General features: G+C 63.0%; 9 protein-coding genes. 5 read left to right on the top strand and 4 right to left on the bottom strand.

The features are described 5' to 3' along the window. The first annotated feature begins 150 nt into the window (after positions 1-150). A complete protein-coding gene (locus NMG10_RS14675; RefSeq protein WP_203649329.1) occupies positions 151-369 on the top strand; it encodes a PA3496 family putative envelope integrity protein in 219 nt (72 codons plus the stop codon). On the opposite strand, the gene NMG10_RS14670 is transcribed toward NMG10_RS14675, so the two are convergent. Continuing rightward, positions 311-1,258 carry a LysR family transcriptional regulator gene (locus NMG10_RS14670; RefSeq protein ID WP_203649331.1) on the bottom strand — a complete coding sequence of 316 codons (948 nt, stop codon included), beginning with the start codon at positions 1,256-1,258 and terminating at the stop codon, positions 311-313. The two genes, NMG10_RS14675 and NMG10_RS14670, sit on opposite strands and share 59 nt — an antisense overlap. Before the next feature lie 204 nt (positions 1,259-1,462). Between NMG10_RS14670 and NMG10_RS14665 the strand changes: the two genes are divergently transcribed. The 4 genes from NMG10_RS14665 (at position 1,463) to NMG10_RS14650 (ending at position 6,515) form a co-directional block, all read left to right on the top strand. After that, positions 1,463-2,878: an acetyl-CoA carboxylase biotin carboxylase subunit gene (locus NMG10_RS14665; protein ID WP_203649333.1), complete on the top strand. Its 1,416-nt coding sequence runs from the start codon at positions 1,463-1,465 to the stop codon at positions 2,876-2,878. A gap of 11 nt (positions 2,879-2,889) precedes the next feature. Continuing rightward, entirely contained in the window at positions 2,890-4,698 is a 1,809-nt protein-coding gene (gene oadA, locus NMG10_RS14660; protein ID WP_203649335.1) for a sodium-extruding oxaloacetate decarboxylase subunit alpha, read from the top strand. A gap of 216 nt (positions 4,699-4,914) precedes the next feature. Then, positions 4,915-6,240 carry a type II toxin-antitoxin system HipA family toxin gene (locus NMG10_RS14655; protein ID WP_254464603.1) on the top strand — a complete coding sequence of 442 codons (1,326 nt, stop codon included), beginning with the start codon at positions 4,915-4,917 and terminating at the stop codon, positions 6,238-6,240. Beyond that, positions 6,237-6,515: a helix-turn-helix domain-containing protein gene (locus NMG10_RS14650; protein ID WP_186712271.1), complete on the top strand. Its 279-nt coding sequence runs from the start codon at positions 6,237-6,239 to the stop codon at positions 6,513-6,515. The genes NMG10_RS14655 and NMG10_RS14650 overlap by 4 nt, the downstream gene beginning before the upstream one ends. A gap of 120 nt (positions 6,516-6,635) precedes the next feature. Here the strand turns inward: NMG10_RS14650 and NMG10_RS14645 are convergent, their stop codons facing one another. From NMG10_RS14645 to NMG10_RS14635, 3 genes are read right to left on the bottom strand one after another with little or no spacing between them, the layout of a single operon-like run. Beyond that, on the bottom strand, positions 6,636-7,307 hold the full coding sequence (locus NMG10_RS14645; protein ID WP_232855415.1) for a GNAT family N-acetyltransferase: 672 nt from the start codon (positions 7,305-7,307) through the stop codon (positions 6,636-6,638). Between the two features lie 7 nt (positions 7,308-7,314). Next, on the bottom strand, positions 7,315-7,761 hold the full coding sequence (locus NMG10_RS14640; protein WP_232855414.1) for a GNAT family N-acetyltransferase: 447 nt from the start codon (positions 7,759-7,761) through the stop codon (positions 7,315-7,317). An 11-nt stretch (positions 7,762-7,772) separates the two neighbouring features. Next, positions 7,773-8,402 carry an FMN-binding negative transcriptional regulator gene (locus NMG10_RS14635; RefSeq protein WP_232855413.1) on the bottom strand — a complete coding sequence of 210 codons (630 nt, stop codon included), beginning with the start codon at positions 8,400-8,402 and terminating at the stop codon, positions 7,773-7,775. Positions 8,403-8,438: the final 36 nt, after the last annotated feature.

Genomic DNA, 8,438 nt, shown 5'->3' with positions numbered 1-8,438 from the left:
GGTGGGTTGGGGGGGGGGTGGCCCGGGGTTTGCAGGGGGGGCCAACCCCCGCTCCCACGCAGATTTCATCATTTCGTCACCATTCCTCCGCCAAACCGTAAACCGCCAAGGCCAGTCTGAAACTCCCGCATCCTATCTGGGAGACAGGCAATGGCACATGATCACGCAGGTGTGTACCAACCCAACGCCAAGGCTCGCAAGCAACAGGAAAAGGACCAGCGCCGCATGGAGTTCCGTCGCGCGATCGAAAGCTACTGCGACCAGCGCCAGCTGCTGCGCGAACTGGCCGACTACCCCGACCTGCAGGACATCACGGTGTGGCAGGTATCGGCGGCAACTTCCCCGAGAAACGCTCAACAAGCCCACTGATTTGCGCACGTTCGCCGCGGATGAACGCCTGGAACGCCAAGGCGACCGGCGACTGGCGCTTGCTTTTGGATTGCACCAGGCACCAGCTGCGGTACAGCGGCAACTCCTCCACCGGCAGTTCCCTGAGCACGCCGGTGGCCAGCTCCAAATTGACTGCGTGGCGGGTCAGCAGGGCGATGCCCAGGCCGGCCACCACGCATTCGCGCTGGGCATCGGTTGAGGCTACCTCGAGGGTCTGGGTGAAGTGCACGCGCTTGTCCTTGAAGAACTCCTCGCAGGCCTTGCGCGTGCCCGAGCCCTGCTCGCGAACCAGCAGGGTATGAGGTTCGAGGTCCTGCAGGCGCAGTTGCTCCAGCTTGCACAGCGGGTGGTCCGGCGGTGCCACGGCGATGATCGGGTTGTTGAGGAAGGGCAGGAATTCCAGACCCATGTCCTGGGGCACCATGGACATGATGGTCAGGTCGTCGCGGTTGTCCGAAAGGCGCCGGATCGCCTGGGCCCGGTTGACCACCGTGAGGGTGAGGTTGACCTCCGGGTGGCGCTGCTTGAAGGCGGCGAACAGGTGTGGCACGAAGTACTTGGCGCTGGACTCGATCGCCAGTTTCAGCTGCCCCTGCAATGAGCCCTGCAGGTCCGACAGCTGCATGTCGAGGTTCTCCAGGCGCCCGAAGATATCCCGGCTGGCGCGTTGCAGCGCCTCGGCCGCCTCGGTCAGGTAGAGCTTCTTGCCGACGTACTCGAACAGCGGCTGGCCGACCAGCTCCTCGAGTTGGCGGATCTGTAGACTAACGGCGGGTTGCGTCAGCGCCATCTCCTCGGCCGCCCGGCTGTAGGAGCGCAGATCACACACCTCGTTGAACACCTGCAGTTGACGTAAAGTCATACGCATCAAGGACTTACGCATTTTTTCCGGGGCTCCGGCAAAACCTTGTTACCTCACTATAAGCTTTTGCTAATGCTGCCCCTAACAAATATTGATTTTTGTTTATCGATCTTCAGCGCTAGGGTGAATATGCGACTGGCCAGCGACGTCTGGTCACGCGCCGACCGGTAAAACCGGATCGTCTGTTCCTACGGCTTTGGGAAGACTCCAGTGATAACAAAAATCCTGATCGCCAACCGGGGTGAGATCGCAGTTCGGATCGTGCGTGCCTGCGCCGAGATGGGCATTCGCTCCGTCGCGATCTATGCCGACGCCGACCGTCACGCCCTGCACGTCAAGCGCGCCGACGAGGCCTACAGCATCGGTGCCGAGCCCCTGGCCGGCTACCTGAACCCGCGCAAGCTGGTGAACCTTGCTGTCGAGACCGGCTGCGATGCCCTGCATCCAGGCTACGGTTTCCTGTCGGAAAACGCCGAACTGGCAGAAATCTGCGCCGAACGTGGAATCAAGTTCATCGGCCCGTCCGCTGATGTCATTCGCCGCATGGGCGACAAGACCGAAGCGCGCCGCACCATGATCGCGGCCGGTGTCCCGGTCACCCCCGGCACCGAAGGCAACGTCGCCGATATCCATGAAGCCCTGCGCGAGGGTGACCGCATCGGTTACCCGGTGATGCTCAAGGCCACCTCCGGTGGCGGCGGGCGTGGCATCCGCCGCTGCAACAGCCGTGAAGAGCTGGAGCAGAACTTCCCCCGTGTCATCTCCGAGGCCACCAAGGCCTTCGGCTCGGCGGAAGTGTTCCTGGAAAAATGCATCGTCAACCCCAAGCACATCGAGGCGCAGATCCTCGGTGACAGCTTCGGCAACGTGGTGCACCTGTTCGAGCGCGATTGCTCGATCCAGCGCCGCAACCAGAAGCTCATCGAGATTGCTCCGAGCCCGCAGCTCACCCCCGAGCAGCGCGCCTATATCGGCGACCTGGCGGTGCGCGCAGCCAAGGCGGTGGACTACGAGAACGCCGGTACCGTGGAGTTCCTGCTCGCCGATGGCGAGGTGTACTTCATGGAAATGAACACGCGGGTGCAGGTGGAACACACCATCACCGAGGAAATCACCGGCATCGACATCGTCCGCGAGCAGATTCGCATCGCCTCCGGCCTGCCGCTGTCGATCAAGCAGGAAGACATCCAGCACCGCGGCTTCGCGTTGCAGTTCCGCATCAACGCCGAAGATCCGAAGAACAACTTCCTGCCCAGCTTCGGCAAGATCACCCGCTACTACGCTCCCGGCGGCCCCGGCGTGCGCACTGACACGGCGATCTATACCGGCTACACCATCCCGCCGTTCTACGACTCCATGTGCCTGAAACTGGTGGTCTGGGCACTGACCTGGGAAGAAGCCATGGACCGCGGCCTGCGAGCCCTGGACGACATGCGCGTGCAGGGGGTGAAGACCACCGCCGCGTATTACCAGGAAATCCTGCGCAACCCGGAATTCCGCAGCGGGCAGTTCAACACCAGCTTCGTCGAAAGCCACCCTGAACTGACCAACTACTCGATCAAGCGCAAACCCGAAGAGCTGGCCCTGGCCATCGCCGCCGCCATCGCCGCGCACGCAGGCCTGTGAGGAACCGAACAATGTCCAAGAAAATCTTTGTTACCGACACGATCCTGCGCGACGCCCACCAGTCCCTGCTGGCTACCCGCATGCGCACCGAAGACATGCTGCCGATCTGCGACAAGCTCGACAAGGTCGGCTACTGGTCGCTGGAAGTCTGGGGCGGCGCCACCTTCGACGCCTGCGTGCGCTTCCTCAAGGAAGACCCGTGGGAGCGCCTGCGCAAGCTGCGCGCCGCATTGCCCAACACCCGCCTGCAGATGCTCCTGCGCGGCCAGAACCTGCTGGGCTACCGCCACTACAGCGACGACGTGGTCAAGGCCTTCGTCGCCAAGGCGGCGGTCAACGGCATCGACGTGTTCCGCATCTTCGACGCCATGAACGACGTGCGTAACCTGCGCGTGGCCATCGAGGCGGTGAAGGCCGCCGGCAAGCACGCCCAGGGCACCATCGCCTACACCACCAGCCCCGTGCACACCATCGATGCCTTCGTGCAGCAGGCCAAGCAGATGGAAGCCATGGGCTGCGACTCGGTGGCGATCAAGGACATGGCCGGCCTGCTGACCCCGTTCGCCACCGGCGAGCTGGTCAAGGCGCTGAAGGCCGAGCAGTCGCTGCCGGTGTTCATCCACTCCCACGACACCGCCGGCCTGGCCGCGATGTGCCAGCTCAAGGCGGTGGAAAACGGCGCCGACCATATCGACACCGCGATTTCCAGCTTCGCCTGGGGCACCAGCCACCCGGGTACCGAATCGATGGTCGCCGCGCTCAAGGGCAGCGAGTTCGACACCGGCCTGGACCTGGAGCTGCTGCAGGAGATCGGCCTGTATTTCTACGCCGTGCGCAAGAAGTACCACCAGTTCGAGAGCGAGTTCACCGCCGTGGACACCCGCGTGCAGGTCAACCAGGTGCCGGGCGGGATGATTTCCAACCTGGCCAACCAGCTCAAGGAGCAGGGCGCGCTCAACCGCATGAACGAAGTGCTGGCGGAGATCCCGCGGGTGCGTGAAGACCTCGGCTTCCCGCCGCTGGTGACCCCGACCTCGCAGATCGTCGGCACCCAGGCGTTCTTCAACGTGCTGGCCGGCGAGCGCTACAAGACCATTACCAACGAAGTGAAGCTGTACCTGCAGGGCGGTTACGGCAAGGCTCCGGGCGTGGTCAACGAGCAGCTGCGCCGCCAGGCCATCGGCAGCGAGGAAGTGATCGACGTGCGCCCGGCCGATCTGCTCAAGCCGGAGATGGCCAAGCTGCGTGCCGATATCGGCAGCCTGGCGCACTCCGAGGAAGACGTGCTGACTTTCGCCATGTTCCCCGACATTGGCCGCAAGTTCCTCGAGGAGCGCGAAGCCGGCACCCTCAAGCCCGAAGCCCTGCTGCCGATTCCGGAAGCCGGCGCGGTGGGCTCGGTGGGCGGTGAGGGCGTACCGACCGAGTTCGTCATCGACGTGCACGGCGAGACCTACCGCGTCGACATCACCGGCGTGGGCGTCAAGGCCGAAGGCAAGCGCCACTTCTACCTGTCCATCGACGGCATGCCGGAAGAAGTGGTGTTCGAGCCGCTCAACGACTTCGTCGGCGGTGGCGGCAGCAAGCGCAAGCAGGCCAGCGAACCGGGCCATGTCAGCACCACCATGCCGGGCAACATCGTCGATGTGCTGGTCAAGGAAGGCGATGTGGTCAAGGCCGGCCAGGCAGTGCTGATCACCGAGGCGATGAAGATGGAGACCGAAGTCCAGGCGGCCATCGCCGGCAAGGTCGTGGCCATCCACGTGGCCAAGGGCGACCGGGTAACCCCGGGCGAGATCCTGATCGAGATCGAAGGCTGACAGAAGCCTTCATCTGCAAGCGGTTAACCTCTGGGGAGCGAATGCTCCCCTTTTTTTGTCATTCCATCTGCACTATTTTGCAGAACAAGACATGGAGGCTTTAAAGCTTATGTATTTTGATGCAGATTATTTGTTGAACCTTTGTAAAAATCTGCACTATGCTGCATATCGAAGGAATGGTTGACCCCTTCACATGCAGTCAATCACAGGCGGCCCATGCACAGACTTACGCTCCAGCTCCATGACGACGGCAAGTGGCAGGACGCTCTGGCGATGGCCTTCGCACAGCCGGAGCACAGCCTCGCCAGCCCTTGCGAGTTTGGCTATCTGTCCGATTACGTCAGGGCGAATCCGGATGGCTATGACAGCCTGTTCTGCCGGGCGGCGAGTGCAATGCTGCCGGTGGATTTTGGCAACCATCGCCTGCCCCACGCCCCTGCATTCCTTTACGACATCGCGCCTGCTGGTGCCGCCAAGTGTTTCCTGCTCAAGCATATTGGCCGCGAGAAGCCGGCCGGCATGGGAGAGGACCTGTTTCTGCTTGGGCGCTCCACCCCTGCGCCGATCGGCAACCTGCGCATCAAGGAGTCCTTCGAGCAACTGGATCTGGCAAGCCCCATCGGTTTTACCCGCGAGGATGTCGTTTCCCGGGATCAGCGCTTTCTCGAGTACGCCTATGAGCAGGGAGCGGCCATTGGCGGTGCGACCGGTGCTGGCGGAGAAGCGCCGAAGCTGTTGATGACCGAGGACGAAAGCGGGCAGTTGTACCCGGATGCCGTGCTTGCCGACGAACACGCTCGCCGTCACTGGTTCATCAAATTTGCCAGAAACCAGGCACTGGTCGATGACCAGGAGATTCTGCGAGCCGAGCACCTCTACTACAAAGCCTTGCAGCGTTTAGGTATTGATACGGTCGCCAGTGAACATATGGCGTTGGAGGAGGGCCGCAAGCCCAGCCTCTGGATGGCGCGCTTCGATCGTAAGGTGTCCGCAGGGGGGGTGCAGCGCCTTGCGGTGGAGTCGGTCTACTCGTTGTGCGGCGTGACCGAGCCCGGCAGCCGTATGGGTCACCTGGAAGTGATCGATACCCTTGTCGCCCTATGGCATGAGGCTGGGCAGTCGGATCAGGTGCCTGGGCTGATTGCGGACTACCTGCGCCGCGACCTGATCAACAAGATCCTGGGCAACTCCGACAACCATGGACGCAATACCGCCATCATCCGCACCCGCGATACGGTGCGCCTGGCGCCAATCTATGACCTTGCGCCGATGGTGATGGATCAGGAGGGGGTAACCCGGACAACCAAATGGCCAGTGCCGATCGAGCGGGCTGGTGAAATCGACTGGATGGCGGTGTGCGACGCCCTGGCCTCGGTCATTGACCCGGAGCAGGCGTACCAGCGTTTGCGCGAGGATGCCCGCCAGTTGCTGGCATTGCCCGATATCCTGAGCGGACTGGGGTTGGCAAGCCGAGTCATGAATCACCCGGCGATTGCGCTGGGCAAGCTTGAGCGGCGGATGGCCGAGTGGGGGTTGGCATGACGGTATCCATCGATGCCCGCGGGTTGTTGATTGACGGTGTGCGTGAGGGAATCGCCGACGGCAGCCTGGAGCTGGGCGCAGCGGTCAGGCGCTTGCGTACGGAAGTGGCGAAGATGCAGCAGACCCAGTTTGCGCGGATGTGCAAGGTTTCGGTTCGCACGTTGATCCAGATCGAACAGGGGGAGGGCAACCCCACGCTCAAATCGCTGAATGCGGTCTTCAAGCCGTTCGGGCTGCAGATGGGCGTCGTCAGGCGTCATCGTCAGATCAGATGAGGACCTTGGGGGCAAGTCTGCTCCCACGCATTACCGTGGGAGATCGCCCAGCCCTTCAGGCTACGCTGTCGCGCAGGTAACAGAGTTCCAGCGTGGGAGCGGGCTTGCCCCGCGATAAGGTCAGCCCTGGCGACAGGCCTCCAGCGTCCTCGCCTGACCTTCAGGTTGCTGGTTATCCACACTCAACCATCGCTCGAACCCCGCCGCCACCGCCGGCCATTCGCCGTCGGTAATCGAATACCACGCCGTATCCCGGTTGCGGTCCTTGACCACCATGTGCTGACGGAACACACCTTCGAAGACGAAGCCGAAGCGCTCCGCCGCGCGTTTGGAGCGGGCATTGGCGTCGTTGCACTTCCATTCCAGACGGCGGTTGCCCAGCTCGAAGCCCAGCTTGCCCAGCAGGTACACCGCCTCGGTGCCTTTCGGCGTGCGTTGCATGGCGGCGCCGAAGGCGATGTGGCCGATCTCGAAGCGGCCCTGTTCCGGGACGATCGACATGTAGCTCAGGATGCCTTGAACCTGGCCGCTGGCGCGGTCGATCACGCTGTAGAACAGCGGATCGCGGCTGGCGGCGTTGCCTTGCAGCCAGTGGTCGAAGCCGGCGCGCTCGGCAAATGGGCCGTAGGGCAGGTAGTCCCACAGCACCGGGTCCGAACCCGGACCTTGCAGTACTTCCCAGAGGTCGTCGCCATGGCGGGCCGGATCGAGCTTTTCCAGGCGGATGAAACGGCCTTCCATAGGGTCGGCCTTGGGTGTGCCGGCGGGCTTCCAGTTCAATGCGTCGTTCATGTTCGGCCTACAGTGCTTTGCGAAATTGAATGAAGCCTGGCCGCTCGGCGACCTGTTCGTACAGGCTGATGGCGGTGGCGTTGGTCTCATGGGTCAGCCAGTGCACCTTCGTGCAGTCGGCGGCCTTGGCCGTCGCGTAGACATGCTCGATCAACTGGCGGCCAATACCCAGACCGCGTTGCTCGCTGTCCACGTAGAGGTCCTGCAGGTAGCAGGAATTCTGGATGCTCCAGTTGGTGCGATGGTAGATGAAGTTGACCAGGCCCACTGCCTTGCCGTCGACCCAGGCCAGGGTCGAATGGGTGGGCTCGTTGGGGTCGAGCAGGCGTTGCCAGGAGCTGACGTAGATCTCGTCGGCCAGTTCGGTCTGGTAGAAGCGCAGGTAGGCCTGCCACAGGGAGCGCCAGGCGGCGTGATCGTGGGCGCCGACCGGGCGCAGGGTAACGTGGCTCATGGGCTTTTCCTTCAGAGATCGCGCATGTGCGCGGCGAGTTGGTTGTCCAAGTGGTCATTGCTGGCGCCGAGGCCTTCGCACACGCCGGCAATGTCCTGCGCCGAGCGGTTCTGGCTCAGCTTGCGCGCACCTTGCAGGCGGCTGATGGGCAGGCGGATGCCGACGATGGCGCGGAGCATGCCGTCGAGGTAGTCGCTGGGGGCGTCAGACACTTTCCAGGGTTCGTTGCGGTGTTGTTCATGGCGTTCGGTGAGGCGGGTGACGATGCCCAGCAACGACTGGGCGTTGTGGATAACTTCGACCGGGCCGTAGGCGTGCACAGCCAGGTAGTTCCAGGTCGGCACCACCTTGGGGTTGTCCGCCTTGCTCGGGTAGTAGCTCGGGCTGACGTAGGCATCGGCACCGGGAAACACCAGCAGCGCCTCGCCCCCTTGCTCCAGGTCCTGCCACTGGCGGTTGGCCCGAGCGAGGTGGGCGTAGACCGTGCCGAACTCGCCTTCGCCGGTCTCGACCAGTACCGGCAGGTGGGTGGCCAGCAGGCCCTGTTCACCCTGGCTGACCAGCAGCGCCAGGCGGGTTTGCAGCATGTGCCGGTGCAGGCGGTCGAGGTCGTGTTCCTGGTGGGGCTTGTTGTTGTACATGCTGGATGTCCTTGTTGAATGGCTCCATGCTAGGCA

Origin of the sequence: Pseudomonas sp. DVZ6 (assembly GCF_024259445.1) — a bacterium.
Taxonomy (GTDB): domain Bacteria; phylum Pseudomonadota; class Gammaproteobacteria; order Pseudomonadales; family Pseudomonadaceae; genus Aquipseudomonas; species Aquipseudomonas peradeniyensis.
This window is presented reverse-complemented; position numbering and strand designations above follow the sequence as displayed.

What these genes read in the sequence shown, in the direction of transcription:
- NMG10_RS14675 (WP_203649329.1), top strand. Translation starts at nt 151, where the DNA reads ATGGCACATGATCACGCAGGTGTGTACCAACCCAACGCCAAGGCTCGC.
- NMG10_RS14670 (WP_203649331.1), bottom strand. Translation starts at nt 1,258, where the DNA reads ATGCGTATGACTTTACGTCAACTGCAGGTGTTCAACGAGGTGTGTGAT.
- oadA (WP_203649335.1), top strand. Translation starts at nt 2,890, where the DNA reads ATGTCCAAGAAAATCTTTGTTACCGACACGATCCTGCGCGACGCCCAC.
- NMG10_RS14655 (WP_254464603.1), top strand. Translation starts at nt 4,915, where the DNA reads ATGCACAGACTTACGCTCCAGCTCCATGACGACGGCAAGTGGCAGGAC.
- NMG10_RS14650 (WP_186712271.1), top strand. Translation starts at nt 6,237, where the DNA reads ATGACGGTATCCATCGATGCCCGCGGGTTGTTGATTGACGGTGTGCGT.
- NMG10_RS14645 (WP_232855415.1), bottom strand. Translation starts at nt 7,307, where the DNA reads ATGAACGACGCATTGAACTGGAAGCCCGCCGGCACACCCAAGGCCGAC.
- NMG10_RS14640 (WP_232855414.1), bottom strand. Translation starts at nt 7,761, where the DNA reads ATGAGCCACGTTACCCTGCGCCCGGTCGGCGCCCACGATCACGCCGCC.
- NMG10_RS14635 (WP_232855413.1), bottom strand. Translation starts at nt 8,402, where the DNA reads ATGTACAACAACAAGCCCCACCAGGAACACGACCTCGACCGCCTGCAC.